The sequence below is a fragment of the Neorhizobium sp. P1_A6 genome (assembly GCF_056406795.1).
Genome location: NZ_JBFTZM010000002.1, coordinates 554963 through 580365 on the forward strand (window position 1 = coordinate 554963; position 25403 = coordinate 580365).

General features: G+C 57.6%; 28 protein-coding genes, 2 tRNA genes and 1 pseudogene. 8 read left to right on the forward strand and 23 right to left on the reverse strand.

The window, feature by feature from the left end:
- Nucleotides 1-432: 432 nt before the first annotated feature.
- The 13 genes from AC1D3C_RS06745 to AC1D3C_RS06805 form a co-directional block, all read right to left on the reverse strand.
- Nucleotides 433-573 (reverse strand): hypothetical protein, encoded by a 141-nt coding sequence (locus AC1D3C_RS06745; RefSeq protein WP_477482340.1) that lies wholly within the window; start codon nucleotides 571-573, stop codon nucleotides 433-435.
- Between the two features lie 229 nt (nucleotides 574-802).
- Entirely contained in the window at nucleotides 803-1753 is a 951-nt protein-coding gene (locus AC1D3C_RS06750; protein ID WP_477482341.1) for a methyltransferase domain-containing protein, read from the reverse strand.
- 23 nt (nucleotides 1754-1776) lie between these two features.
- The gene (locus AC1D3C_RS06755; protein WP_477482342.1) at nucleotides 1777-2385 is read right to left on the reverse strand and encodes a class I SAM-dependent methyltransferase; all 609 of its coding nucleotides are present in this window, start codon (nucleotides 2383-2385) and stop codon (nucleotides 1777-1779) included.
- Nucleotides 2378-3355, reverse strand: a complete 978-nt coding sequence (locus AC1D3C_RS06760; RefSeq protein ID WP_477482343.1) for a lysylphosphatidylglycerol synthase transmembrane domain-containing protein — start codon at nucleotides 3353-3355, stop codon at nucleotides 2378-2380. The genes AC1D3C_RS06755 and AC1D3C_RS06760 overlap by 8 nt, the downstream gene beginning before the upstream one ends.
- Nucleotides 3356-3903: 548 nt before the next feature.
- Nucleotides 3904-5949, reverse strand: a complete 2046-nt coding sequence (locus AC1D3C_RS06765) for a thiol-disulfide oxidoreductase DCC family protein (protein ID WP_477482344.1) — start codon at nucleotides 5947-5949, stop codon at nucleotides 3904-3906.
- Between the two features lie 397 nt (nucleotides 5950-6346).
- Nucleotides 6347-6422: transfer RNA gene (locus AC1D3C_RS06770), tRNA-Phe, on the reverse strand.
- A 165-nt stretch (nucleotides 6423-6587) separates the two neighbouring features.
- A complete protein-coding gene (yacG, locus tag AC1D3C_RS06775; protein WP_046607348.1) occupies nucleotides 6588-6797 on the reverse strand; it encodes a DNA gyrase inhibitor YacG in 210 nt (69 codons plus the stop codon).
- Between the two features lie 131 nt (nucleotides 6798-6928).
- Entirely contained in the window at nucleotides 6929-7549 is a 621-nt protein-coding gene (locus AC1D3C_RS06780) for a Maf-like protein (RefSeq protein ID WP_247036656.1), read from the reverse strand.
- Between the two features lie 26 nt (nucleotides 7550-7575).
- Nucleotides 7576-7794: a translation initiation factor IF-1 gene (gene infA, locus AC1D3C_RS06785; RefSeq protein ID WP_004435948.1), complete on the reverse strand. Its 219-nt coding sequence runs from the start codon at nucleotides 7792-7794 to the stop codon at nucleotides 7576-7578.
- Nucleotides 7795-7946: 152 nt separating this feature from the next.
- A complete protein-coding gene (locus tag AC1D3C_RS06790; RefSeq protein WP_040124542.1) occupies nucleotides 7947-8426 on the reverse strand; it encodes an arsenate-mycothiol transferase ArsC in 480 nt (159 codons plus the stop codon).
- 2 nt (nucleotides 8427-8428) lie between these two features.
- Nucleotides 8429-8902: a UPF0262 family protein gene (locus AC1D3C_RS06795; RefSeq protein ID WP_477482345.1), complete on the reverse strand. Its 474-nt coding sequence runs from the start codon at nucleotides 8900-8902 to the stop codon at nucleotides 8429-8431.
- Nucleotides 8903-8905: 3 nt separating this feature from the next.
- A complete protein-coding gene (gene hisD, locus AC1D3C_RS06800) occupies nucleotides 8906-10219 on the reverse strand; it encodes a histidinol dehydrogenase (RefSeq protein ID WP_477482346.1) in 1314 nt (437 codons plus the stop codon).
- Between the two features lie 67 nt (nucleotides 10220-10286).
- Nucleotides 10287-10721, reverse strand: a complete 435-nt coding sequence (locus AC1D3C_RS06805) for a DUF2948 family protein (RefSeq protein WP_247039173.1) — start codon at nucleotides 10719-10721, stop codon at nucleotides 10287-10289.
- Between the two features lie 897 nt (nucleotides 10722-11618).
- Here AC1D3C_RS06805 and AC1D3C_RS06810 point away from each other — a divergent pair.
- Nucleotides 11619-12518, forward strand: a complete 900-nt coding sequence (locus AC1D3C_RS06810; protein WP_477482347.1) for a helix-turn-helix transcriptional regulator — start codon at nucleotides 11619-11621, stop codon at nucleotides 12516-12518.
- Nucleotides 12519-12580: 62 nt separating this feature from the next.
- Nucleotides 12581-13459 (forward strand): NAD(P)H-binding protein, encoded by an 879-nt coding sequence (locus AC1D3C_RS06815; protein WP_477482348.1) that lies wholly within the window; start codon nucleotides 12581-12583, stop codon nucleotides 13457-13459.
- A 102-nt stretch (nucleotides 13460-13561) separates the two neighbouring features.
- On the opposite strand, the gene AC1D3C_RS06820 is transcribed toward AC1D3C_RS06815, so the two are convergent.
- The 3 genes from AC1D3C_RS06820 to AC1D3C_RS06830 all read right to left on the reverse strand — a co-directional run bounded on the left by AC1D3C_RS06820 (nucleotide 13562) and on the right by AC1D3C_RS06830 (nucleotide 16219).
- Complete coding sequence (locus AC1D3C_RS06820; protein ID WP_477482349.1) at nucleotides 13562-14404, reverse strand: oxidoreductase; 843 nt, start codon at nucleotides 14402-14404, stop codon at nucleotides 13562-13564.
- Between the two features lie 157 nt (nucleotides 14405-14561).
- Nucleotides 14562-15854 (reverse strand): UDP-N-acetylglucosamine 1-carboxyvinyltransferase, encoded by a 1293-nt coding sequence (murA, locus tag AC1D3C_RS06825; RefSeq protein ID WP_477482350.1) that lies wholly within the window; start codon nucleotides 15852-15854, stop codon nucleotides 14562-14564.
- Nucleotides 15855-15967: 113 nt separating this feature from the next.
- A complete protein-coding gene (locus AC1D3C_RS06830; protein WP_040124531.1) occupies nucleotides 15968-16219 on the reverse strand; it encodes a hypothetical protein in 252 nt (83 codons plus the stop codon).
- A gap of 152 nt (nucleotides 16220-16371) precedes the next feature.
- Here AC1D3C_RS06830 and AC1D3C_RS06835 point away from each other — a divergent pair.
- The 3 genes from AC1D3C_RS06835 to AC1D3C_RS06845 all read left to right on the forward strand — a co-directional run bounded on the left by AC1D3C_RS06835 (nucleotide 16372) and on the right by AC1D3C_RS06845 (nucleotide 17838).
- Nucleotides 16372-16446: transfer RNA gene (locus AC1D3C_RS06835), tRNA-Thr, on the forward strand.
- A gap of 276 nt (nucleotides 16447-16722) precedes the next feature.
- The gene (locus tag AC1D3C_RS06840) at nucleotides 16723-17340 is read left to right on the forward strand and encodes a hypothetical protein (protein WP_477482351.1); all 618 of its coding nucleotides are present in this window, start codon (nucleotides 16723-16725) and stop codon (nucleotides 17338-17340) included.
- Nucleotides 17341-17454: 114 nt separating this feature from the next.
- Nucleotides 17455-17838 carry a hypothetical protein gene (locus tag AC1D3C_RS06845; protein ID WP_477482352.1) on the forward strand — a complete coding sequence of 128 codons (384 nt, stop codon included), beginning with the start codon at nucleotides 17455-17457 and terminating at the stop codon, nucleotides 17836-17838.
- Between the two features lie 686 nt (nucleotides 17839-18524).
- Here the strand turns inward: AC1D3C_RS06845 and AC1D3C_RS06850 are convergent.
- The 4 genes from AC1D3C_RS06850 to AC1D3C_RS06865 all read right to left on the reverse strand — a co-directional run bounded on the left by AC1D3C_RS06850 (nucleotide 18525) and on the right by AC1D3C_RS06865 (nucleotide 21233).
- Nucleotides 18525-18992, reverse strand: a complete 468-nt coding sequence (locus AC1D3C_RS06850) for a DMP19 family protein (RefSeq protein ID WP_477482353.1) — start codon at nucleotides 18990-18992, stop codon at nucleotides 18525-18527.
- 119 nt (nucleotides 18993-19111) lie between these two features.
- Nucleotides 19112-19489, reverse strand: a complete 378-nt coding sequence (locus AC1D3C_RS06855) for an Imm8 family immunity protein (RefSeq protein ID WP_477482354.1) — start codon at nucleotides 19487-19489, stop codon at nucleotides 19112-19114.
- Between the two features lie 213 nt (nucleotides 19490-19702).
- Nucleotides 19703-20044, reverse strand: a complete 342-nt coding sequence (locus tag AC1D3C_RS06860) for a hypothetical protein (RefSeq protein WP_293409460.1) — start codon at nucleotides 20042-20044, stop codon at nucleotides 19703-19705.
- Between the two features lie 160 nt (nucleotides 20045-20204).
- On the reverse strand, nucleotides 20205-21233 hold the full coding sequence (locus tag AC1D3C_RS06865; protein ID WP_477482355.1) for a leucine-rich repeat domain-containing protein: 1029 nt from the start codon (nucleotides 21231-21233) through the stop codon (nucleotides 20205-20207).
- 253 nt (nucleotides 21234-21486) lie between these two features.
- On the opposite strand from AC1D3C_RS06865, the gene AC1D3C_RS06870 reads away from it, so the two are divergent.
- Nucleotides 21487-21885 (forward strand): hypothetical protein, encoded by a 399-nt coding sequence (locus AC1D3C_RS06870; protein ID WP_152564507.1) that lies wholly within the window; start codon nucleotides 21487-21489, stop codon nucleotides 21883-21885.
- Between the two features lie 611 nt (nucleotides 21886-22496).
- Here the strand turns inward: AC1D3C_RS06870 and AC1D3C_RS06875 are convergent.
- Nucleotides 22497-22865, reverse strand: a complete 369-nt coding sequence (locus AC1D3C_RS06875; RefSeq protein ID WP_247039157.1) for an ADP-ribosylation/crystallin J1 — start codon at nucleotides 22863-22865, stop codon at nucleotides 22497-22499.
- Nucleotides 22866-22999: 134 nt separating this feature from the next.
- Entirely contained in the window at nucleotides 23000-23275 is a 276-nt protein-coding gene (locus AC1D3C_RS06880; RefSeq protein WP_247039155.1) for a DUF7957 family protein, read from the reverse strand.
- A gap of 235 nt (nucleotides 23276-23510) precedes the next feature.
- On the opposite strand from AC1D3C_RS06880, the gene AC1D3C_RS06885 reads away from it, so the two are divergent.
- Entirely contained in the window at nucleotides 23511-24104 is a 594-nt protein-coding gene (locus AC1D3C_RS06885) for a hypothetical protein (RefSeq protein ID WP_477482356.1), read from the forward strand.
- 41 nt (nucleotides 24105-24145) lie between these two features.
- Nucleotides 24146-24382: pseudogene (locus tag AC1D3C_RS06890) on the forward strand (transposase); the annotation flags it as partial.
- A gap of 512 nt (nucleotides 24383-24894) precedes the next feature.
- Here AC1D3C_RS06890 and AC1D3C_RS06895 read toward each other — a convergent pair.
- On the reverse strand, nucleotides 24895-25329 hold the full coding sequence (locus AC1D3C_RS06895; protein ID WP_477482357.1) for a hypothetical protein: 435 nt from the start codon (nucleotides 25327-25329) through the stop codon (nucleotides 24895-24897).
- Nucleotides 25330-25403: the final 74 nt, after the last annotated feature.

Consider the following 25403-nt stretch of genomic DNA (forward strand, 5'->3'; position numbering starts at 1 on the left):
CCGGGGTTGGCGGCCCTTGCCCTCGTCCATATATGTGGCTTGCCTCGTGAGCTCTTTGACGAATGTGCCCTAGGAACATGACGGGGTGCAGCTTGGCCATACGATGCCGCCGTAAAACGATCTCCAGCCTTCAATAGACGGATCAACGGTCGCGTGTGATTACGGTGATATCCAACCCGTGATAAGATATCAAACTAGCAAATATCCAGACCTTCTATTTTCGATGCGGGCTCAGACGCTTTCCCTGCTCTGGACTACGGCGAGCGTCGTCGCCATCGCTCGCGAGGCTACCTCCACAAGCGGAGAGACCACATATTCCAGGATGCGACGGGAGCCCGTTTTGATTTCCACCGTGACCGCCATACCTGGCGTAAGCCCGACCACCACGCCGTCCGCTTCGATGACGTCCCTGCCTGGCCGGAGAGCGCAGTACTAGGCTGATGGCGTCTCGTCGAGCACGCTCAGCGGAATGGGCGGCAGCATCATCTCAAGCAGCTTGGCATGCGCTATGCCGGGATAGAAATGGTCCTTGTAGACGAACGCGGAAAAGCCGGCTGCAGACGCCTCAACCACGGCTTCTTAATGATTCAGCAGCGGCGGAGACCGCCGGCGCGCTATGGCAGTGGAGATCGCGTCAATCGGCTTCGGCTCTCCCTCCGACGATCTACGAGATTTGAAAAGCTAAAGCATCATATTCCAGGAGGCGCACCAGTCAATCTACCGGTTTCTTTGCTCACTGTAATCCGGCTTCGGTTGCGCGACTATTTCTTAATCCGGTACACGACTGGAATCCAACGGCTGTTTAGCTCCGGATAGCAACAACGATCCGCGATCCGCCCACTGGGTACTGCATCCCCGCCAGGATCGTGGAGACCTCGAAGCTCAGGATCGAGCGTAGGATGGCGTTGATAAGACGAGGCGGCTTTGCCTCTAGATCCGGCATCGTCGGCTCACCAACACTCTTCTTGCGTCTCCGTTCCAGAACACGGCTGATGATCATCATCGGCAGGAGCATTGCGCAATAGGATGTGGAATAGGCCACGACGAAACCGTTTCTGGCCAATTTCGCTTCCAGTTCGCCGCGCTTATAACGGCGTTGGTGATACGCAATCTCATCGGCCGTACTCCATAGCCATGGATGCTGCGGGACAGCGATGACCAGGCCGCCCCCCGCGCGCAACGCACGATGCGCGGAGCGTAAGACCGCTTCGTCCTCGGCGATATGTTCGATCACGTCGAAAGCGCCGATGACGTCGAACGCATTTTCCGCCATAATGTGGCGCGCGTCCATCTGCACCAATTCGGCATTCTTTCCCATGCGCTGCGCCGCAACGACAAGCCCCGACGGATGTAGTTCTGAGCCCACCAAATGCTGCTTGGCGCCCTTTCTGGCGAGCGCTGTCAGCACGACCCCGTTTCCGCAGCCGACTTCGAGAACATTTCGCGCCGTTGGAAAGTACTTTTCAATCAGTCCCACAAGCATTCTATTTCGTGGTACGAACCAGAAATGCTCATCCTCGATCTCGGCCAGCATCTCAAAGGACTTCGGATCGAAACCCGAGATCGTATCCGCGAGATCGGGTGCGTACAGTGGTACTCCATCACAGACCGTTGGCGCGTGACCGCAGTTGAGACAAGCGAAGTTAATGGGCCAAATCGGTTGATTGTCGTCGACGACTGCCGCAGCTCCGCACTTGGGGCAAAGCCTGCGTGGCATGGTTGCCATCGCGTCATAGTCCATCAAAGTAGTCACTGGAAACTCCCGGTAAAGATACTCTAGCGCGCCGTCATTATCCAAAAGGTATAAGGGGGGAAACGCTGCCGGATGAGGTCGCCGGTCACGTCCGAAAATGAGGCCGCGGCAAGCGATGTATAGGCGTTTGGATGGCGAGCATGCTGGCCTCGATCAAGCGACACAAGAAGGCGGGCCAAAGGGTTCTGACGCTCAATATAGGCGCAATCGAGGCTCACCACGCGTCCGCCCGGCTTCACTACCTTGCGCAAAAGTGCATAGAGATGACGAGCCTGCTCATCATCAAGGTGATGCAGAACGGCGCCGACAATGGCGATGTCCACAGGTGGCAGCGTTGATGCCTCGGCTTCACCGAAATAGCCTACGTTGAAGCTGCCGCGGGTGCCATACTTCTTTTTCGCCGTTTCGATATACGCGGGGTTGGGTTCCCAGCCGATATAATCGACGTTCGGAAGATGCTCCAGCAGGTTTGCTGGTCCGCAGCCTATGTCCAACACGCGGTCGCCGGGATTTGCGCGGACATAGGTGTCGGCAAACCATTTGCGATTTCGTTCGGCTTGGAAGATCTGCTGGACGACCTCGTATACGACCGGATGGCGCAAGATGGAAAAGATACCCTGTTTCTCAGACATTGCTTTTTGTTCGCCCCGTAGAGTTGGATATTCGATAGAGGAAAGGCAAATGGGCAAGACCGAGGACGACCATAACCGGCGTGAACAACCTGAGAACGATGGCCGCCGCCTCGGCATGACTCGGCTCGACATTCATTCCGACGAGGATCGCTCGCACCGAAACCTCTTGAACGCCAAGTCCACCCGGAATCATAGACAAGATAGATATCGCCGTGACCGAGCCGACCAGTAGCGATCCTTGCCCGATGGTCAGGTTTACATCGACGGCGCTGAGGATGAGCAACCAGGCTGCCAAAGTCAGCCCCCACTTAAGAATGGTCGTGACCCCAAAGATCGCAAGGCGATATATGGGGATCGGTCGCCCCGAAAAGACTTTCATGCGCCGTCCGAACGACGTATCAGCTAGTCGGCGAACATAGGCCTGCAGGACCAGCGGAATGGCGAGCCCGACAAAAAACATGAGTATCAGCGCGAGCAGCGACAGAAATGCAGATCCGGAGCGGACGTAAATCAGGCCAGATACCCCCATGGCGGCAATGGTCGCTAGGTCGAGGATGCGCTCAAGCGCGACGTTGAAGGTCGAGTTGCCTATGTTGATGCCGGATTCATGCGCAAACTTCACTTTCAGCAGCTCTCCCAGCTGCAGGGGCGTGACAATCGATGCCCCGATCACGAAAGCGACGTAGCAATAGACGGGGCCGATCACCGCCGAGATCCAGGGGAGCTGGCTGATGGCGATCCAGCGGGCGGCGCAAACTGCAAATACCAAGATCGTCACTATGGACATCATGCAGAGAAGCCAGCCAACGGGTACCGCAGGCAAGATAACCGCCATTTTGCGCCAATCGAATTGGTAAAGGGCAAAGCTGCAGGCAGCAACGGCGATAGCGACTGGCCAAGAGCGTCTAAAAACTCGTCCGATCATGCCAGCCCAACCGACGCGATTTGCGCAGTTCTTTGGTTCAGGCATGGCTTGTCAATCTTATACATTCGATGCGTCACGTATGGATCCGTCAGAATGCTAAAATAGCATTGCCAATTACAAGACACTCCTACCAACCGGTGTTAGCCGGAGAGCGCGACACCTGAGGGCCGATTCGATACTTCAGCCTATGTTGTGCGACGGCAACGATCGTTATATCGGAACGCGCATCCATGCCAGACCATTTTTTTCGAAGCCCAGTCCCATATTCACCTTTTGACCTTTGTTTATTTCGAACGAGAGGTCTCAGTTCACCTCTGTGGGCGTTCCCAAGTAATTGATATCGCAGACGTCAGTCAGCGTGGGATCGGTGCGGTACAGATGTTGACGGAGCGAGGCGAAACACGGAACTGCGGAGCCGCTTCTCGATGACTGGAGCCGCATTCATAAAACATGGGGAAATCGCAGCGCTTCTCCAAGAGGCCGTCTTCCCGGGCCTTTGTAAAGGCCAGTTGGTTATGGGTGAAGCAAAACGAAAAAAGCCCTTCCGAGGGGGCCTTCATGGTAGGCTTTTAAGCTCAGTACCGCGGAATCTGTCAAAACGTTACTTCGCAGACAAGTCGTCTCTCGCTCGCCATATATTGGCCCCGCAATACCAAATCTACGCTGGGTAGCGGCTCCAGGTACTGGCGATAAATGAGTATGTCACCGTTCAGGTGTTCGTTTTCGACCAGATAGCTGACCTTCTCGCGAAACGCATCGAATTGGCAGCCTTCTGTGCCGATCACCCCACGCCTAAACCTTACCGTGTGCCCATAATAGACCCGGTCAGACCTGTGAGCTGCTAGTCGCTTCCCGTCCTCGGTGAATATAGGAAGAAGCTGTTCGAGGCCATCCTTTGTCTTCCTGCTGAGGGTAAACCAGTTCTCAGCCATGCGAAGATCGGTTGAATTAAACACGTTGATTGGACCGACTCCGTAGATTCCGACTGCGTCCGTCGGCGCCGCAACGGATTTCTGGATTTCCCGCAAGACCTTCGGAGGGTTTGTCACCACGTACGGCAGAGGAAGCGAAATTACATAGCATGCAAGCAGGATCATTACATGAGAGAAGACAGTGGAGATAGGATCACCAGGGACGATATCCTTGTGGACTATCTGACCTGTTTGCAACAGCGTATGCTCTGGCTTTGGCGTGGGGATTTGGCATACGCCGAACATCCTCGTCCGGCGCTCGGCAACGAACCTGTAGATTGAGGGGCCGCCCAAGTACCTACCAATTATGAGCAACGGATGGAGCGGCAGCAAAAGGAACACGTGCTGCGACAAAAGCACGTAGAACTCGTAACCTTTGACTGCCTTCCCGTTGCTGGCATCCACCGCGTAGAGATCCTTTTGAGCATCATCAGGGTCGATACCGACTTCGAGAAGCCACGGAATGTTTTTGGACAGCGGCTTAAGTTGGACCCGTCTAAATAGATCGACGGCCTTTACGAACGTTACCGTTCTATCGCACAGATTGCATCGGTCATCGTACGCGACCTGCAGCCTGTCTACACCACTGATGAACGTCTTGGTCCAAAACAAGGCTGCCAGGAACAGGAACTCGAATTGAGCCAGCCACCCGAGCTGTAGGACGAACAGGCTAAGCCCGAAGAACAGCAAGGCCCATACAATTACATACTTGCGAAACACTCCGCCTACAAGCACAAACGGCAGCAGCAGAAGATACCACGGCAACATCGCCCAGAGTGATACCCGCGCCAGGAAAACCGGGATCGGGCCTTGCGAAAGCAACCAACTAAACTCAGCAGAATATCTGGACATGAAGTTGTTGGTGAGCAGCATTGGACCCGCCCAGCCTGTCATCCATGCTGGCTCGGCCAGGTGAATCGAAAGCGAGTACAAGCACACGCACCAGTAACAGGCGAGCGTCATCAGCTTCGCGAGCTGCAGTCCGGATTCACTTGGCAGTCGGTTGTCATAGTAGAACGCCGAGATGGCCTTTCCCGCGAAGGTKCCTCTTTTCATCAGCACTCGATCGAGCGAAAAGTTCGCACCGGCGTTTGCAAAGATCAGGAGCACTGAAAGCATCGCTGCGATATAGTTCCCCAGTGTGTACGTGCTGAGCAGGGCGTCTCCCATCTGCCATTGGAAAACGATCAAGTACACGAGCGCGGATTGCGTGCAGAGGCCGAATGTCACCAAGACAGCGCCCAACAATCCCGTCATGGAAGTCAACCAAACAGTTGGCTGCCCCCAATCTGAGGGCTCAAGATAGGCTAATATCCAGAAGGCCCGCTCGGTCATGAAGAGTCCAAATGCGATGCGTATGAGCGCGAACTTCGGTGCTTCTTGCTCTGGGTTTGACGCGAAGGCCCCGCGTTTAGTGAGCCAGTGCGCGAGGCCACTAAGCACGGCCGCAGCCTTCACCCTGATAACTGGGTGTATGCCGAGGACAAACAATCCGATCAGTGTCGAGAAGAATCCCAAAGAACGCTTCCCGAACGCGTCCCAGGTTCCAGTAGACACGACCAAGGAAAGAGCAATGATAAATACAAGGCTCGTTACGACGGTCCCTTTGCTGCGGTGCACGTGCAAAAGGGATTTCATCCCCGCTGACATTTCCGTCGCATCAACCATGCCCATCCGTCGCCTTCAGTTTCTTCGCGAAGTCTCAACTGGGGCTTATTGAAAGGTGCCAAAGGGACTGCGAAACCGCTTGCTTCTATGACTGCTGTACAGGCGAACGCTTACTTTAAAATCTTACGAAGCTCAAGGTGAGACGGCGAGAGCCCACAGGCGGTTTGTCACCATTACGGCCAGTAATCCTGGTTTGTGGCGAAGTCGGCGGGGAAGGGCCCATATCCTTCAGCGCCAGAGCGGCCGGAACGACGACAACTGAATTCGCGGCTCCCAAGCGGTCCGCGCTGGCTCCACGGGCGCCGATTCCGGTGAAGGCAAGGATCGGATCTGTCAAGCCGGAATCATCAAAAACGGATTATATAACGGAAGCGGCAATAGCACCAATGGCTTATAATGGTGCCCGGAGGCGGATTTGAACCACCGACACGCGGATTTTCAATCCGCTGCTCTACCAACTGAGCTATCCGGGCATCGAGGCCTGAGGCCTTCCGGCCGAGGCCGGCGGGGGTCATTTCCCCCGGAGCGAGCGGGGTTATAACATCTTGTTCGGCCATGTCCAGCGCCAGAACCCACTTTTTTGACAGGTTTACGAAAATCGCTAATTCCTGAACAAAAACAGGCGCAACCTGCTCGGCTCAGTCGTCCGAACCGTCGGCCTTGGTCTCGTCGTCCGAGACCGGAATGGCGTAGGAGCCCGTCAGCCAGCGCGACAGGTCCAGCGTGCGGCAGCGGTCGGAGCAGAAGGGATAGTGGTCGCGCGCCGATGGCTTGCCGCATTCCGGGCAGGGTCTCGTCTTGCGGAGCGGCTCGACCTTGCCGCCGGTCTTGATCGGTTCGGATGTCATTTTAGAATACTCCTTTCTACAGGGGCATGGCGCTTCGGCAGCTTTTGATCGCCGAAAACACCCTGCAGGCGCAGCCGGAGCACCTTTCGGTCGGCTTGCTCTATTGGCCGCGCCGTCTGAACCGGCCTCTTTCAGCCTTCCGGCCAGGCCGCCGCCACGTCGAAGCCTTCGCCGGTCAAAAGCCCCGTCACCTCGAAAAGCGGCAAGCCGACGACGTTGGTGTAGGAGCCGACCAGCTTCTGCACGAAGGATCCGGCAATTCCCTGGATCGCGTAGGCGCCCGCCTTGCCGCGCCATTGCCCGGACGCGATATAGTTGTCGATCTCGCGGGTGGAAAGCCGCTTGAAGCGCACCTTGGTCTGCACCACCTTCTGGCGGAACTGGCCGCCGGGGGTGATCAGGCAGATGCCGGTATAGACCCAGTGTCCGCGCCCGGAGAGCAGGTGCAGGGCAGACGAGGCCTGCTCCGTATATTCGGTCTTTTCGAGAATGCGGCGACCGACGGCGACCACCGTGTCGGCCGACAGGATATAGCTGTGCCGCCAGGCCGGATCGTTGCGGATGGCCCCAAGCGCCGCTTCGGCCTTTTCCGTCGAAAGCCGGCGGGCAAGCGAGCGCGGATGTTCGGATTTCTTCGGCGTCTCGTCGATATCCATCGGCATCAGCCGCGCCGGCGCGATGCCGGCCTGGTTGAGGAGGTCGAGACGGCGCGGAGAACCGGAGGCCAGTATCAGCTTTTGTTCCAGCGCCATGAGAGCCCGCCGCGGATGAAGGGATTTTACTTGAAGCGGTAGGTGATACGGCCCTTGGTCAGGTCGTAGGGCGTCATTTCGACAAGCACCTTGTCGCCGGCGAGAACGCGGATGCGGTTCTTGCGCATGCGGCCGGCGGTATGGGCGATGATCTCGTGTTCGTTTTCGAGCTTCACGCGGAACGTCGCGTTGGGCAGGAGTTCGGTCACGACGCCCGGGAATTCGAGGACTTCTTCTTTAGCCATCTATAGTTTTTCTTCCTGTGTTGGGTTGGGCCGGCAACGCTTTTCGCGCCCGCCCGGAAATTTGCGCGGAAACTACACAATCGTGTCCGCTTTGTGAACCTCGCTTGCGCGCTATTCTCAATGTCGTTTCAAGTCACATCCGGCAGGCCGTTTCAGGCGGTCTCGGCGGGGTGCCGGCTGATGCCGGAAAGCCGTTCGTCGATCAGCCGCCAGAGGTGGTCTCGAACCTCACGATAGGCATCGAGCATCTGGTCGCGGGTGCCGGTCGCAGCGGTCGGATCCATGGTCGGCCAATAGACCACGTCGACGGCATTGGCCCGGGTCAGTTCCAGCGCGGCATGGTGGGCTTCCGGCGTCAGCGTGACGATCAGGTCGAAAAAATCGTCCTCGAGCTCTTCGAGCGTACGCGGCTGGTGGCGGCCGATCGAAAGGCCGACCTCCTCCAGCACCGCATCCACGAAGGGATCGCGCTCACCGGAGCGCACGCCCGCCGACTGGACGTAGATATCGGGTGGCAGCAGCCGCTTTGCAATGGCCTCCGCCATCGGCGAACGGATGATGTTGAAGCCGCACATGAAAAGGATGGCGCCCGGTCTCTTGGTTTTGGTCTCCGGCGCGAGCACTGCTTCCATGCTCAACCGCGCCAGTAAAGCACGCAGACCAGCGTGAAAAGCCGGCGGGCCGTGTTGAAATCGACGCGGATCTTGCCGTCCAGCCGGTCCATCAACGTCTGCGAGCCTTCGTTGTGGACGCCGCGCCGACCCATGTCGATTGCCTCGATGCGGCTCGGGGTAGAGGAACGGATCGCCTCATAATAGCTTTCGCAGATCATGAAGTAGTCCTTGATGATCCGCCGGAAGGGCGTCAGCGACAGGATATGGGTCGCCACCTCGTCGCCCCTTTCGGTGGTGATGCCGAGCACCAGCTTGGCGTCAACGAGCGAGAGCTTCAGCTTGTAGGGGCCGCCGGCATGGCCGAACGGCTCGAAAGAGTTTTCCTCGACCAGGTCGAAGATGGCGACCGCCCGCTCGTGCTCCACATCGGGCGTCGAACGCCCGATCGAGTCGTCCAGAACGACGTCGTAAAGCCGAAAGTCGCCCCGCCCCATCCGTCAGCCCTCGTCGTCGAGGGGCAGGCCGTTCAGGCGGATTGCGACGGAACGGGCGTGCGCATCGAGCCCTTCGGAATGCGCAAGCGTGATCGCCGCCGGCGCCAGCTGGCGGAGCTGATCCGGCCCAAGCCGCAGGATGGAGGTGCGCTTGACGAAATCCAGCACCGAAAGGCCGGAGGAAAAACGGGCGGAACGGGCGGTCGGCAGCACGTGATTGGAGCCGCCGACATAATCGCCGATCACTTCCGGCGTATGGCGGCCGATGAAGATCGCACCGGCATTGCGGATGCCGGGCAACAGCGCGTCGGGGTCGGTAACGGCAAGTTCCAGGTGCTCAGCGGCAATCCGGTTGGCGAGCGGCAGCGCGGCCTTGAGGTCCGGCACCAGGATAACGGCGCCGAAATCGCGCCAGCTCGCCGCGGCGGTTTGCGAACGCGACAGGGTCTTCAGCTGGCGCTCGACCGCCGCCTCCACCGCCTTGCCGAGCCCGGCGTCATCGGTGACGAGGATCGACTGGGCGCCGGCATCATGTTCGGCCTGGGCGAGCAGGTCGGCGGCCAGCCAGTCCGGATCGTTCTCAGCGTCGGCGATGACCAGGACTTCCGAGGGGCCGGCGATCATGTCGATGCCGACCGTGCCGAAGACATGCCGCTTGGCCGCCGCCACAAAGGCATTGCCGGGGCCGACGATCTTGGCGACCGGGGCGATCGTCTCTGTGCCATAGGCGAGCGCTGCCACGGCCTGGGCGCCGCCGACGCGGTAGATCTCGGTGACGCCGGCGATGCGGGCAGCGGCGAGCACCGCCGGATTGATCTTGCCGCTGCTTGCAGGCACCACCATGACGACGCGCGGCACGCCAGCGACCTTTGCCGGCACCGCATTCATCAGCACCGAACTCGGATAGCTGGCTGTGCCGCCGGGAACATAGAGGCCGACAGCCTCGATCGCCGTCCAGCGGGAGCCCAAGCCGACGCCGATCGCATCCTCGTAGATGTCGTCCTTCGGCATCTGGCGGGCATGGTGGCGCTCGATCCGTTCGGCGGCGAACTCCAGGGCGTCAATGACCTTCCGGTCGGTCGCGGCAAGTGCTGCGTCAATCTCGGCCTCGGTCACCTTTATTCCGACCTTGGCGAGGTCTATACCGTCGAAGCGGGCGGAATAATCGATCAATGCCTGGTCGCCGCGGGCGCGCACATCGTCGATGATGGCGCGCACCACCGTATTCACATCTTCCGAGACCTCCCGCTTGGTCGAGAGAAATGCGGAAAACTTCGCCTCAAAATCCTGCGACGCCTGATCCAACCAGATTGCCAAGCGGATATCCCTTCCAGCTCAAAAAACGATGTTATCCCGCTCGGGCCGTTCGGGCAAAGGGGCCAGATCAGGGATGACGGGGCTTCGACGCCGTTTCCCATGCGCCGCCGACATCCGCAAGAGCAACTTCGATGCATTCGACATCGAGCGCAATTGTCGATTTGCCGGAAAGCACCAGTTCGATCGTGCCTTCCGGGCCGTCGCCCTTCTGCGAGAAGGTGATCGCCAAAAGCGACAGGACCTCATCCTTGCGGCCGCGATTGACGCCCGTCGAGCGCACCGCCTCGACCCGCTTGAAGACGATGGCCGAGCGGCGGCGTTCGAAACTTTTACGTTTTTTCTCGCCGGCATTTTCCCAGACGAAACGGTTGGCCGCGAGCGAGAAGTTTCGTTCGGGCTGCGACCAGCGCACGTCACCCACCTTGAAGACCGCATCCTGCATATGGGCGGAAATGACACCCAGGTCGTCCGGGTCGAGGGCCAGCAGCTTCAAGTCGGTCATCGCTTCCAATATCCATTAAGAGGCGCGCGTTCACGCGAATGTTCCTGGGACTTGAGATAGGATGTGGCGAGCCAAGAAGCAACGGCGGCGAACAAGACAGCACGCAGCTTTATCCGCAGCCGACAGATGGTGCCGGCACGGTGAAGACGGGAATGGGGCAGGCAGGGCATGGGGTATTGATGTGAGGTCGGTTTCCACCTGCCCCGATCGACTTTTGCGGTTCAGGGAGGATTTCCGAGCCCTCCCCTCGCCGCTTTTGACGACCATCACCGGAACCGGGCACTTTCGAACCTTGGTGAAGGCAGCCGGTTCGCGAACCCGGTTCCCATCCGATGACGCGGCCATTATGGCCCGGCGTCTTGATCCCGGGGATGTCGATGGAGCGAAAAATCTGCCAAGCCCTTGACGAAGCAGGAAGGCAACCGCCGTCCGGCCGCATTTCCTCCCCGGAGTTATCGGGGATATCGCCTTGGCATGCGTAGTTACGAATGCGCTACGATGTGATTAACAAGGCGAGGCGCTTCCTCGGCAACCGCCAATATGGTGCCTGACTTTCGGGTCGAGGCGAAATCCAATCCGGCGAAATAGAGGTCCGGCAGGGCGGTCACGCCGTCCTCGTGAACCGGTTGCCCCAAGCTGTCGAGCACACCGGGAAGTCTCACCCAACTAAAATCACCCTTGAAGCCTGTGCACCACCGGCCTGCTTCGGCCAATCCCTCCGCGATCTGGACGCCCGATTGGCCGCCTCCGACCACCAGCACCGGTCCGTAGGGCAGATCGGCATCGCCGCGGTAACCGGCCGACGGCAGATCCTACTCCACGCGATTTGGCGCGTTGTTGCGAAGGCGAATGAGGGATAGCATCGTTCCAAACGTTGAGATCCGAGCACATCCGACCATGACATTTTCCTCGCCGCAACCGTCAGCCCGGATCCTCTTTTCCAGTGAGGGAAGAGCCTGGAATGCGCTCGATGCCGCTCTCGTGCATATCCCGGGCGGAGTGTCTTCGCATGTGCGGGGGAGCGAACTGCATCGACTGGGCATGCATTTCGGTCCGCCCGTCCAGGCGGATTGCACGGTCGGCGACAGGCGGATGCGGCGTTTGCAGAAGCCCGGCGATATCGATTTCGTTCCGGCGGGCGTGGATGGATCCTGGGAGGACGATGCGGATTGCCAGATCCTGCGGCTGAGCCTTCGCCCCTCGCTTCTGGAACAGGTTGCCGAAGAGCTTGGAAGGGACACAGCAAGGATCGAATTCATCCCGCGGCTCCAGCTTCGCGATGCCCGTATCGAGGCGATCGGCTGGGCCATCAAGGCGGATCTCGAGGCGGAAATGCCGTCCGATCCGCTCTACATCGATCTTCTGGCGAACGCGCTGGCCGTCCGACTGATCGAAACCACGACTGACGGCAGTCCATACCCGAGAGCCTCCGGCGCGCCAAGAATGTCCGCGCGCCAGCTCAGAATGCTGACCGACTTCATCGAGACGAACCTCGACCAGAAACTTCATCTCGCCGATCTGGCTGTCGTCGCGGGCGTCAGCGTCACCCGGCTCAAGACGCTGTTTCGCCACAGCACCGGAACGTCCGTGCATCAATATGTGATGCGCCGCCGCATCGAATACGCAAGGGCCCTGATCGCCACGACGAGGATGCCGGCCAGCGAGATCGCCCTGGCCGCCGGCTTCGCTCACCAGAGCCACATGGCCTCGACGATGCAGCGTATCCTCGGGCAGACCCCGAGCGAGATCGCTCGTCCGGCACCCGAAATCCGCCCGAAACTGCAAAGATCCGTCTGAATCTGCGCGATGCGGCCTGCCCTATTCCTTAGCTCTATACCTCGCAACTCAAGGAATTGGACATGCTTGCAATCGTCGGAGCGGCCGGAAAGGTCGGTTATTCAACATCATTGGCATTGCGCAAGGCGGGCGTGCCCGTCAGGGCGATCCTGCGCGATCCGGCAAAGACGGAACAGCTGAGCAAGATCGGCTGCGAGATCGCAATCGCCGACCTTCTGGATGCCGAAGCCCTCGCCAGATCGATCGCCGACGCGGATGCCGTACAGATCATCCTCCCGGCCTCGCCGCAGGCGAAAGACACCGCCGACGAGATGCTGCGGGCGATAGAAAGCCTTGCCGGAGCGCTCGAACAGGCGCGCACCAAGCGGGTGCTGGCGATTTCCGACTACGGCGCTCACGTCACCGACGACATCGGGATGCCCAGCATCTTTCGGATATTCGAGGACAGGCTCGGCCGGCTCGATAGCCACACGTTGCTGCTGCGATCGGCGGAGCATATGGAAGGATGGGGGCGCGTCATCCCGACCGCCATCGCATCCGGCATCCTGCCGACCTTTCACGACCCGGTCGACAGAAGGTTTCCCACGATTTCGGCTCCGGACCTCGGCCCGATTGCCGCCGGCCTGCTGTTGCAGCCTGCCACCGGGCAAGGCCCGGAAGTCATCCATGCCGAAGGGCCACGCCGGTACAGCGCCAGCGACGTTGCGGAGGCGCTGGGCCAGCTCCTGGGCCGGACGGTTTCTGCACAAACCATACCCCGTCCGCAATGGAAGGAACGTTTCGAGCGGAGCATGAACGCGAGTGCCGCCGGACTGCTGATTAAGGTCTATGACGCTCATAACAAGGGCGGCCTGATCGATATCGAACCGGGCGCCAGCAATATTCGTTACGGCACGACCGGACTGAACGATGCTTTGCGGCCGCTGCTTCCGCCGCAGTGAAGGTCGACCGGAGCGGTTGCGGTCCGGTCGACTGCAGGACGGTTCACCACTCGCCCGGGAGCGAATGACCGCCTCACCAGCCTGTCGCCCACCGCGCCATCCTCAGCTGGGAAAATCGGCGGAAAGGCTGATGTCCTCCCAGAGTTCGATCTGGGCCAGGCGCTCCTTCAGCTTTTGCGTGACGGCGTTATAGGCGATGGCGCCCAAAACCAAGTGGCGGGGCGCCTGATCCGCTTCGGTCGCGGCGATCATCGCCTCGCCGGCGCGCACCGGATCGCCCGGCTGGCGGCCGCTATAGCCGGCTGTCGCGCCCATGCGGGCGGCCGCCGTCTCGGAATAATCGGCGATCGTGCTCGGCGTCTGCTTCAGGGATCGGCCGGCCCAGTCGGTGCGGAACGGACCGGGCTCGACGCAGGTGACCTTGATGCCAAGCGGCGCGCCTTCATGGGCGAGCGCATCGGAAAAACCTTCGACCGCATGTTTGCTCGCCGCATAATATCCGGAACTCGGAAGGCCCATGAAGCCGGCCATCGAGGTGATGTTGAGGATGTGGCCCCTGCGCTTCGCGCGCATGCCCGGCAGCACGGCGCGGGTCATGGCGAACAGGCCGAAGACATTGGCGTCGAACATCGCCCGGATCTCGTCCTCCTCGCCTTCCTCGATCGAGGCCTGATAACCGTAGCCGGCGTTGTTGACCAGCACGTCGATGCGTCCGAACTTCCGCTCGGCAGCCGAAACCGCATCAGAAACCTGCTTCATGTCCGTCACGTCGAGATCGAGCGCCAGGACATGGTCCGTGCCTTCGGCCAGATCGGCGACGCGATCCTTGCCGCGGGCGGTGACGACGGTCGGCCAGCCGCGCTCGATCGTCAGTTTGGCAAGTTCGCGGCCGAAGCCGGTGGAACAGCCGGTGATGAACCAGACGGGGGCTTGAAGATCGGTCATGGGGAAATCTCCGTGGAGGTGCCGGATCAAACAATATGAGGCGGGATTAAAGAAGGGCGTATGCAAGAGATAGACATGCAAAAAAGGACGGCAAGGGCAATGCCCCAACCGTCCTTCATAAATCTCAGCCTTTATAAATATCAGCCTTTCGGATCGATCAGTCGCTGACGCGCTCGACCACTGCACCGCAACGGGTGAGCTTTTCTTCCAGCCGTTCGAAGCCGCGGTCCAGGTGATAGACGCGGCTGACCATGGTTTCCCCTTCGGCGGCAAGGCCGGCAATCACCAGCGAGACGGAAGCGCGCAGGTCGGTCGCCATGACCGGAGCGCCCTTCAGCCGAGTCACGCCTTCGACCCGGGCCTTCTGGCCGGACAGCGAAATCCTGGCGCCGAGGCGGGCAAGCTCCTGGACGTGCATGAAGCGGTTCTCGAAAATCGTTTCGGTAATGTTCGAAACGCCTGAAGACCGGGTCATCAGCGCCATGAACTGTGCCTGCAGGTCGGTCGGGAAGCCCGGGAACGGCTCGGTGGTGATATCGACCGGCTGGATGCCGTTGCCGTTGCGCACCACGCGCAAGCCGGTCTCGGTCTCGGTGATGTGGGCACCGGCCAAACGCAGCGTGTCGAGCGCGTTGTCGAGCAACGACGCTTCCGTGCCCTCGAGCACGACGTCGCCGCCGGCCATCGCCACAGCCATGGCATAGGTGCCGGTCTCGATGCGATCCGGCAGGACCCGGTGGCGGGCGCCGGAGAGCGACGTGACGCCCTCGATGGTGATCGTCCGGGTGCCGGCGCCGGAAATCCTGGCGCCCATGGCGGTCAGGCATTTTGCGAGATCGACGACCTCCGGCTCACGGGCGGCGTTTTCGATCACCGTCGTGCCGCGCGCAAGCGTCGCCGCCATCATCATCACGTGGGTCGCGCCGACCGACACTTTCGGGAAGACGTAGGTGGCGCCGATCAGGCCGCCCTTGGGGGCCGTAGCGTTCACATAACCGCCGTCCACCTCCAGGGAGGCGCCGAGCGTCTGAAGACCTTCGAGGAAGAGATCGACCGGACGGGTGCCGATCGCGCAGCCGCCCGGCAGCGAGACACGCGCCTGGCCTTCGCGGGCAAGCAGCGGCCCGATGACCCAGAAGCTCGCCCGCATCTTGGAGACCAGCTCATAGGGGGCGGTCGTATCGACGATGGTGCGGCAGGTGAAATTGATGGTGCGCGAATAGCTCTCTTCCTGGCGTTCGCGGCGGCCGTTGACGGCGACGTCGACCCCATGATTGCCGAGAATGCGCAGCAGCTGTTCTACGTCGGCCAGATGCGGCACGTTTTCGAGCGTCAGCGTGTCGCTCGTCAGAAGCGAGGCGATCATCAGCGGCAGAGCGGCATTTTTCGCTCCCGAGATCGGAATGGTGCCCTTGAGTTCGTTGCCGCCTACAATTCTAATGCGATCCATAAGTTGTAACTCTTCCTTCTGAGAGCGCGAAAGGAGGCGTCCTTAAACGAAATCCGCCGCTGCTTCAATGATTGCTAAAATGGCCTGCCCGAATAGCCCGTCTGGCGCATAAGCTACGATGATTCGTCCGTTTTTGCGGCAGGCAGTCCCGGTTCTGCGGCGGGAAGTCCCTGGGTCAGATCCTCCTCGCCCGCCCGGCGGGCCCGCGCCTGGGTCTTGCGGCGCATCAGATTCTCGCGAAGCTTGGCCGCAGCCTTCGCCTTGCGCTGCGCTTCGCGGGCTTCCATCGCCTTGCGGTGCCGGTCGCCACGGCCTTCGCCTGTATCCCCACCTTCGGAATCGTGCCGTTCGTCATCATTCGCCATGGCCCTCCATAGCGAAAAAGCGGGATTCTTGAAAGCGGAAGCGACGTTTTCCCCACCCGTTGGCAAAGAACTTGGAATTTGCGGCTTGCGCTGCCGGWGAACCTATGGCAATAGGCCGCTGCCGACGACGCGGGTCTTTCGCGCCGGCTGACGCTGCTATAGCTCAGGGGTAGAGCACTCCCTTGGTAAGGGAGAGGCCGAGAGTTCAAATCTCTCTAGCAGCACCATTTTTCCATCCCAATAGAACCTCCAGCGTCAATAGTTCGCACGGCTCTGAACTCATGTCCGAATTTGCCAACGTTCAGACGAAGGTTGTGCCTGGAACTCCGGCGACCGAGAAATTATCGGCATGTGAACGTGAATTCACAGTCGAGGATACGTTAAGCCGGTCGATCTATAGCTGACGTAAGCATGGCCGGTTAGGACGATTGTTGCTAAAGGGGAAAAGCCGCCACAACACGTGCCTGAGTTTGATGCACCCGCCCCTGCGTTACGACGACTTCTTGATCAAGGCTATGAAACCTTCGCTCACTATCGCAAGCCAACGGCTCTTGAAACCTCGCCGCTACGACCCGGAGAAGCTACTGAAGCGACTGAAGTCCAAGCCATTGAGGCTTCTGGAAGTTGAGGACGTACAGGAATACTCTGCGGCTGCCCTGACGACGGTAGGGTCTGTTGACGATTATAACCATTTCCTTCCACGCCTGCTGGACCTTTCAGTGGACTCTGCTGTCGTTGAGCCTGAAGTCATCGCTCTGAAGCTAAAGGCGGCAGACTGGCTTGCCTGGCCGCAGAACCAGAAGCATGTCGTCGAACAAATCTTTGCAGAAGCGTGTGTACATGCGTTCAGGCAACACCCGGACAAATACCTTCCGAATAAGTGGCTTATCGGCCTTGCGATACCGAACGTTGACCTCAATAAACTCCTCATCGAGATTGAAACGTCAAACAACGACTTCTGCGCCCTACAACTTGCGCACCTGATACTTTCCGAACTCCCGTTCGCGAGCGACGCTTTTGAGCGAGGTTACTGGATGGAAGCGCCCGACAGCCAGCTCGGACTAAAGCTATCGTTCATACTATGCGGCGGAATATATCGGTGTGGGCAAAGACATGGATAGAGACAAAACGAAATCTCTGACACAATCGGCATTAGCTTTACGCAAGACCGGCACGGCTGGAGTGACCTTCTCGTCATCCAAGGCGGAACATCCTTCAGTCTTCAGATCAGCGACGTGTTCAGCGACGGCCCGCTGGGACTTCTCAGGCTTTGTGACGCCATCCTGACCAATCGAGCAGAAAGCGTCGATTTCCTAGATGAGCCTGGTGGGCACCGCTTGGCCATTTATCCCGACCCGGAGCAGCAGCATATCATGACGCTAGAAATCGGCGTACTTGCAAGCCCGGACAAAACAGAGGCGATACCGACGTTCTCGACGCGCTCAAAACGCAAACAGTTGCTGATATTGCTGATGACGGAACTCTGGAAACTACATCATTTTCACGCGGAGCCGTCGTTTCAACGTGGCAGGTCAGGATTTGCTCATGCCGAGTTGCTGTTGGAGCTTAACCGCACGTGGGATGCTGATCAACGCATCGGGCCGTCGATCTTGAAGTAGTTCAATGAACGCTGAACCGTCTCGCTTCTCGACGGCTATGGCGCGCAAAGCAGCTTTAGCTTCTTTGGATATCTAGACGCTGACAAGGCGCTACCGCTAAGCTGGCTAAAAGACCCCCGAGCTATCGACCAATCGGTGTCAATGAATTCCAGCGTTTCGTCGCGAAAGTAGAATAGGAAAAGGCGGGCTCCTTCAGGGTCCACGTTCATGACCTCCCAGTCGACGCAGCCTCCTAGCTTTTCTTTCCCAACGACCTCATAGAATTCTCCCCATTTTGGTGTTTGTTTGGCGTATCTACCTTTGCCAGAGAACCATGCATGATCGTTTGTCGCATCCCAATTCCATCGGCTACAGTTCGTGAAGCGAATTGTTGCTGCCTCTCTGGAAGACGATTTCTGTCGCCCGGGATTCAGCAAGAACCGTAATTCGGCAGTCCTGCCGCTAAACTTGACGTCCAGTGAAGGGGCATTAGGCGCTGCCTCCAAATCTTCATTGAGCTGAATGAAACCGAGTTTATTCATTGTGGTCCTGATTGAGAATGCCTTTCGATAGTGCCAGGGTATAGGAAGCGCGGAAACCCGCCAGCTCATTTCGGTCCATGATGCAGTTGCCCTGGCTGCCTCGACCGAAGGATTACGGCTATCGGCCTAAAATCGCCCGGGAGCTATCACGGGCGCTCGCCAGAGTTACTTTAGTAGGTGGCTTCTCTTCGCATACGCTTCACGAGCCAGGATGTACTCGCTGCTCCAGATGTCGATGGCGTCGGACGCCCGGTCGAAGTTGATCTGGAGCTGTGGGTCGTTGTCGATCCGATTCATCCGTTCAAGATGACTGCGAGGAAACGGCGCTCCGAAGGCATCGATAATCCCTCCCATGATGTCCGCGTATTCGGGCAACAGCATTTCCTGCAGCGCATCACGAACAGTCGGAGCCAAAGCACCGGACGAATTGTCAAAAAATTGCCGCACGCCGCCGTTCCCGACCTCTCCGTCGAAGATCACTGTGGCGTAAAGATACACGTGAGGCCGACCAAACTTAACCACCGTCTGTGGGATAAGCTGGTCTTCGATGGAGATGCCTTGTTCAGCTTGCTCTATTGCCTGGCCTAGAAGCCAGTCATCAAGTGAACCAAGATCATCGTAGTTCGTCATCATCTCGATCCGAAAACGGGGAAAACTAAGTCCCTACTAGCAAGGCCACCCGCTTCCAAGTCGGCTCATCAGCATATGGGAGATAGCGGCCCTAGCCCATCATTGAAGTTGGCTGCAGCTCGTCACTTTTTGCTCTTTTTCCTGTTAGGCGTGTCCCATTCCCAGAGAAACCTTGACCGGAGCGCATAAAGGCATTCTTCCCACGTCTCGCGCTCGCAAGCTGCGACGGCCGTAACCAAATAGCTTTTCATGGTCTGGAATGAGTAAGAATGAATGCGTAAGTTCTTCAGCTCTTTAGGGCCGGTTGACACGTTGTTGGGCGTTGCCACCCTAATGGAAAACGTCTCCGCCCAATCTACATCCTTCGGTCCGATGTCGAGTTGCAGCCAGATATCAGCGTCATCTGGTGAGGCCGTCTCGAACCCCTCATCTGCCTCCATATCGATACAAAACACTTCTCCGGAAGAAAGAGCCGTGACTGCGCCAATTTTCAGTTCCATCGCATCATTAGCCAGTTGATTTTTCGGTTAGATCAGCCTCGTTCCAGCCTTGAGTTATGGCGTTGGCATTCGACTGTGTCGTTGATCAGAGCTTAAAGACTTTTGTGGCCTACGCAATGACCGCAGATGGCGCGAAGTTGCCACCAGCGTTAGTGACTCGGGTGCTGCCCGGTTCGGCCGGGAGCTAGATACCTTGACGTTCCAATGATCCCGTTAGAACTCTTCAACCTTGAAGGGGGCATCAGCATCGAAGTCGTTGCCGAAGAAGTTAACTCGGATGAACTTGCCGCGAACGAACCCCTTAGTACGAGCTACCTCTACGAAGTAGTCAGCACCACCGTGCCTATGTGTCGCAAGAGGGATTCCCATGTCTCGTAGGCGTTCAACCATGGAAAAGACGTCTGTCTCATCAGGACTGCGAAATAGATAAACGCGTTCATGATTTTTTGACGCCTGAAAACCGAGATTCAGAAACGGCGTCACATCGTCTTCGACCGCTACCTCCAGCCCCACCCGTCCAGACTCTGCGATAGTGACCATAGTAGGTTTCGACATTGTCAAGTTCCCCCTGAGGGTGAGTTTCATGCCCTCGCTTTTGTACCAGTGTGTTCGTCACGGCGGCACCGCCCGCCTTTGTGACCCGGGTGCTGATCCGCTTCCGGCCCAACGCGGACTTCGATACTGCCATATCAAACCTGATGAGAAGTGCGGCAGATCAAGCCCAGAGGTCGCCCTTCTCGTTGAGATTTCGCGCAGCAAGCTGAGCTGCTGCGTCCTCGTTCCATTTGTTTTTGCCGGAAAAAAGCCTGACGGATCGTGTAGCTGAAGGCCACTCTCGATCACGAAGGCCGTCAAGATCGAGCGCTACGCGAAACGCTGAGAATTCCCGAAGGTGATCCTGCTTATCCAGTCCAGGTAACTCTGCCAGGTTTTTGCAATTAATCAGCGCAAGCCGCTTGAGGCTCGCTCCGTTCAAGTCCACCTGCTTTAGCTGAATCTGGTCTTCAATGCGAAGCGATGATAGTGCGGGTAACCGGGACAGATCACCCATCGTTGCCAAGCCCTGCACGCGGATAATGTGCAAAATTTCAAGCGATTTGCTCGACAGGTCGTCAATATCGGCACGGCCTCCTAAGATCAACTTCAGGTCCTTCAGCGTCGATATGCCTTTCACAAAATTCAGCGCATGTTTCTTGGCATAACCACTTAACGTCAACGTCCGCAACCGAGGCACGCCTTCCAACCCGTCGATACCCTTTGAGTGGCCTTGGATAAAAAGGCTGTCCAGTAACTCGCAGTCGGCCAAAGGTGAAAGATCAAAGTTCCGCTTGCGGTTTTCACCGAGCGAAAGCTGTGCCAAGCGGCGAAGTTCTATCGTTCTCAGAAAGTCGGGGCGGTCCAGCTCGAAGACCCCGAAGTCTAGAAACCTCAGATTTGGGAGCCGTCCGATCTCCTCCTCATTGTCAATTGCAGTCAGACAATCGACTGCGAGGTTACGTGTTTCAGGCAGATGACGGAGAGTCATTGCATCGAAACGCCCGCCGTAATGCCCAAAAAATCGCACTTKAAGGCGATCTTTGACTAGCCCGCAGGCTTCGTTCAGCGACGCCAAAATCGCGGGCGTATAGGCTTCTGGCCTGCTGAACTGAACAATCAATCGTCCACGCGTCTCGCATTCCTTGGCAATCTCAATAGGGGAAAGGATTTTCGGGTCGTGTAATCGCCCGCTATCTATTTTCAGCATGCTTCAACCATTTCATTGACGATGGCTTGGAATACTACCGATTTCAAGAATGACGGCAATTGACGAGATAGCTGCCGCGCCTAAGCCTCCGCCACTCCTCCCACCGCGTCGCCTCCATCAGGCGGCACGATAATAGCACATCTGGTCGCTACTCGGCCTATTGCGGTCTTCATGCACAGCATCTACCAATGCGGCTTCGGACGAAGGCGATGTTTGGACATAGGTAAGCGACGCGTTGATCAGGTTTGAAGCAATGGAATTCGATCTCGGAGCAAGAGCGACGTCGGCCGACCTTGACCGCATTGAGATGACGCACCGTCCTGACCTAGCTGCGAACGAACTGCGGGCGTATTTTTCGGTAAGTGGGCAGGGTAAGTATCTGAGAGTGTACTTCCCTCACGTAGACATCTTCCGGGTCATCGATGACATGCATCAGCCGCTGGAAGAGCATGGGATGGAAAAGGTGGGACACGTCCCTGAACATTTTGCTTACAGAGTTGAAGGAAGCCCTTTCTGGGCTGCGCAACGCGAACTCTTCGAGATATCGCTACCTGGATCGACCCACTACCTTTTTGTCACCGGAGGCAACTGCCTCGATGTGATTTCGAGAAACAAACCTCGCTTCTCGTGGGTCGCTTCCAACTCCGACTAAGGCATCACCAAGCTTTACTGAGCTGGCGGTAGTCGATCCGGAGAACGTTAGCCTTTCGGGTTACTCCTCCGATTGATAACGTGAAGCTCTATGACACGGGGAGGCTTGGTCGATGAATTATTCGGACGTGGTTGAAGGGGATGAGCTTTTGCGATGGTTCGGCGAGGTTCCGACGTTCCACGACAGCGAAATCCTCAGTCTATCCCTCCGTAGAACCGGGTCCAGCGATTGAAGGTGCATGGCTGGATCATGACCGGCGAGGTCGATCCAGACGGATATTTCGTGCTGGACAAGCACGCAGTCGTAACCTTTTTCCTTGAAGGCGTCATGGACCTTCAGCTTAACGGCTTTAGCGGCCAGAATGTGATTGCGGGCCTCGTCCTCCAACGCGCAACCGACCGAGGTCAAGCTATTACAGCCTGCCGGAAGATCGGACCGACATCGAAATCGAGTTGGTACCTTGTTATGGGTTGGACGGGTTCATCAGAGCGAAGAAGGTGGCGATCTCGTTCGTCCAGGGACGCCCTGCGGATAGATGATGGGACTGTAGCTTCCGTTCGGCTCCTATTGGTGTGAAGCGGAAGACGCGTCTCGGCCGAGGCGGACTTTGGTCAGTGGTGCTCGACAACATTTTGGTCTTGTTCGAACGCCTTGGTCACAACGATCTCTCCCACAATGGCTGCGTTGAAATTTTCAAGGTCGTCGGCCGGTATCCAGTATTCCCTCAGCGCCTGGCCGCCTGCATCTTGCGGAGCGTAGGCAGCCAGAAACGTGCTCAGAACTTCGAAGCGTGTGACATACCCAGCACCGTCCCGGTTGACATTCCAATCCCTCGCGATCCGAATGGCATAATCTTGAGAAAGCACGGGATAGAAAATAGGTTGGTCAGGCAGTCGAGGTGGAAACGTCCTCATGCCGCTCTGCTTTATCAATTCCAGTTCAATCGGCCCTACAGGTCGCCAAAGGGTCACAGTCTCCATCTCAATCTCCGCAGAAAGCATTTGCCGTAGTAGCTCCACACGAGAAGTAAGGCGCTCCGAAAGTCCGTCTCTGGCGCTTCTGTACTACGAGGCCTTTCGGCCAAAGCGGCCATTTGATATGGGGAGACGCCAGTTTATTTCCTAAACCATTGCTCGATCACCGAACCAGTCTGCATATCTATCTGATGCCGCCATCCGCTAAAGGTTGTTGCAAAAAGGTTTCCATCAGCTTCATCAATAGCAACGTATTGCTCTATCCCGTTGCCTTTGTTGGCGCACCACAGAATATTGTCGCTGCCATCAATGGCCCAGAGGGACGCGGTGCGAGGAGAGCTACCCGATGTCTCAAACAGCAGGATTTTAACGTCACATATGTGCAAGGTTTGGGAGACCGGCTGCCGTGGAAGCATCTGATTTTCGTTACGCCCTCTCGAACTCTCAGATGCTCCTTCGTTCTAACGGCGCCGTCAAGGTTGAGGAGATAATTCGCGGCAAGTGTGGAAATGACATGACCGCTGTTGGCGGGCAGCCGGACCGGACCGGAAATTGCGCCATACAACATTTGCAGGTCGGGTTAAGATGGGTCGATCTTCGTTGTTTCTCCTGTTAAGCCAACCACAACACCTATTTCTCCAGGAGCAACATATGCCTTATTTGACACGAATTCTTAGCCAAAGCCCGAGAACTATTCCTGCGACTACGTTAGCCGAAACAATCACTCCATTTGATGCGAAGCTCGATGGTGACATCGATGCTAATCTGTGGACAGCTCTTGAGGTGGTGAACTCTCAGTCGGAACCTGTCGTGCGGGTCCTCAAAAGTGGAGTTGCATTGGGGGAGTCGGGTCGAGATGAAATCGACGAGTTTTTGGCCGAGATTACAAGCTGCTCGCCCGCATCGGCTTCGAGGTGGCTACAGGAATATCTTCGCAAGGTTCAGACGGCCTACGCATTCGAAATCTATGCCGAAACAACGAATGATTGGGAAATACTCAACGCTGTGCGAGACCGGATATTTGGGATGGTTGGCGGTATCATTCAGGCCGATGGAGAGGGATTCACGAACGAGGATGGATATCATATCCTCTGGCAGTTCTCCAACAAAGTCTCAGGCGAATGGTGGATGTCAGTATTGCAAGGGGGTGAGTGGAAGAAGTTCAAAATGGATTTAGCCGATGAAGCTCACCGCCAAGCTTTCAGGGCTGGAGAGGTGCCGCCCGGCGTTGATATAATTAACTGAGTGAGATCAGATTTTAAGCCTAGGTCATGTTGAAGGCAGCAATGGCACGTGGAGACCTAACCGACGCAGAATGGCGGATCGTGGAACCACTTCTTCCTGCCGAGCGTGGCCGTAAATCGCGACCCTCGCACGATAATCGTCAGTTCATGAACGGCATGTTGCATGTCCTTCGGGTCGGCTGCCCGTGGCTTGACATGCATGAGCGATACGGAAAGTGGAATTCAGTCTACGTCCGGTTCCGTCGCTGGGCCGAGCAAGGGATATGGGATGCACTTCTTTTGGCTCCACGATGAACGCGGTTACTAGGTCGCGTTGACAAATTTCTCCCCATGCCCCGGGGCGAGTTAAAATCCGTTTTCGTAAGAAATATTCCCGAGCGTAACAGGCCTTGCTTGAAACCCAGCCGGGCGGCTTCTAAATCCGGGCGGCTTCAACCGATCTCTCACAGCGCCTCTCGCCAAATTGAGATCGGAATACAGCCCGATGGGCCTTGTTTCTGTGCGATTCCACTGATCGAGATAGGAGTGCAAGACATGCCACAAACCATCTTGGCTATGCCCTATCCTGGACTCCGATATCGTCGATAAGCCAGAGGTACTTCCTGTTCTGGCATCACGGCGTCGCCCTTCATAGGGTGAGAGCCTTCATCCCAACTCCCGCCATCCAGGGTGGGTCTACCGATAAAAAAGCCTTTAGGTTGATCGACAAATCCAGGTTTCTCAGGCGACGAACAACCGTCCGAGTTTTGTCCCGAGTCCGGAAAAAACGATCACCTTGAAATGCTCGTGGCTCAGGGAGTTTCCGATACCGCAAGAGGCTCAAGCACTTTCGCCAGCGGGCCATCCTTGACGGCGAGGCGTGACCACCCGGGTGCAATGCCTTGTTGTAGTATTGCGAAAAGTTGCCCTCGCACTGAGAGGTGCGCCTCAATCGGCGAATTGGCGCGTTGCTTCCACTGGATGGAAACTTCCGAGGCAGTTGCTATTGGCTCGAAGTTGACATCGCTTACGTATTCTGCCGGGTTTGAAAACGGCAACTTCGCGGGATCGCCCCAGTCTTCTGTCGCAGGAGCGGGACCGCGATTATATAACCACACGTCGCTTACAATCACCTTTGCGGCATCCATGAGGTATGCATAGGCCTTGTCGCCGTCATCTTCGATAATGACCGAAGAACCTGTGCTTTCATCCAAAAGCTGCAACCAAACGTCGGCCTGTTGTTTCAACCTACTTCTCCGAATGCGTTTCGCGGCTTCCGCAGTTACCTCCACGGAAAGCCCATTTGTCAACAGCACCTAGG